Origin of the sequence: Stenotrophomonas pictorum JCM 9942 (assembly GCF_001310775.1) — a bacterium.
Taxonomy (GTDB): Bacteria; Pseudomonadota; Gammaproteobacteria; order Xanthomonadales; family Xanthomonadaceae; genus Stenotrophomonas; species Stenotrophomonas pictorum.
The window spans coordinates 1-1036 of the sequence record NZ_BAZI01000634.1 but is presented as its reverse complement, the minus strand read 5'-3'; the positions used below and the strand labels follow the sequence as shown (position 1 = coordinate 1036).

1 protein-coding gene is annotated in these 1036 nt (G+C 68.9%); it reads right to left on the bottom strand.

Annotated features, from left to right (window positions below; genetic code table 11):
* Positions 1-286 precede the first annotated feature (286 nt).
* Positions 287-1036 (bottom strand): TrmH family RNA methyltransferase (locus JCM9942_RS16690; protein ID WP_054660960.1); only part of this gene is annotated, 750 nt, incomplete at its 5' end.

The window sequence follows — 1036 nt, the reverse complement described above, 5'->3', positions numbered from 1 at the left end:
CCACTGCGGGCGCCCGCCCCGCCACTACGCATATTTTCAGGACAATCGAGCAAAAATCGCTCGGCTTCGGCGATTTTCGCTCGCGTGCGACCGAAAAATGGTCGTGAACGACCGAAAATCACTCGCGCATGGCCGAAAATGGTCGTGACCGACCAGAAATCGCTCGTGCACGGCCGCAAAACGGTCGCGCACGAGCCGGGAACGGCCAGCGGGCGGCGCCAATTCCGGCCAGCGGACAAAACAAAGGCGCCCTGCGGCGCCTTTGTCATCCCGCCCCCGCGGTGGCTCAGGCCACGCCGTGGTGCCGGCGCCAGCTGGCCAGGAACACCGCCGTGGCCGAAGCCACGTTCAGGCTTTCCACCGCACCGGTGCCCGGGATCGACAGGCGCAGGTCGCAGCCCTGCGCGAATTCGCGGTCCATGCCCTGCCCTTCGGCACCCATCACATAGACCATGCGCGCCGGCAGCGCCGTGTTGAACACATCGTCGCCGTCCTCGACCAGCGTCGCGGCCAAGCTGAAGCCGGCATCGCGCAGCTGCGCCATAGCCTGCGGCAGTGCCGGCAGGCGAACCAGCGAGACGAACTCGGCGCCGCCCTCGGCCACCCGCGCCGCGGCGCCAGACAGGGCCAGCGTCGATTCAGACGGCAGCAGGATCGCGTTGACCCCGAAATGCGCGGCCGAGCGCAGGATCGCGCCGAAGTTGTGCGGATTGCCCACGCCATCGAGCCACAGCGCCAGCACCGGGCCGTCCTGCAGTCCCCCCAGCCAGGTCGCCAGCGGCAGCGGCTCGGTACGCAGCACGTCGGCCACCACGCCTTCGTGGTGGGTGGTCGCCGCCAGCTTGTTCAGATCGCCCTCGCCCACCACGCGGTAGCCGACGCGGTTGGCCACGCACCACTTCAGCATCGGCTGAAGCCGCGGGATCATCGCCTCGGCCAGGTACAGCTTGCGCATGGCCTCCGGGCGGCGCGCGAACATGGTCTGCACGGCATTGACGCCGTACAGGCGCAGCTCGTCGTTGCCGCGGATCGGCGG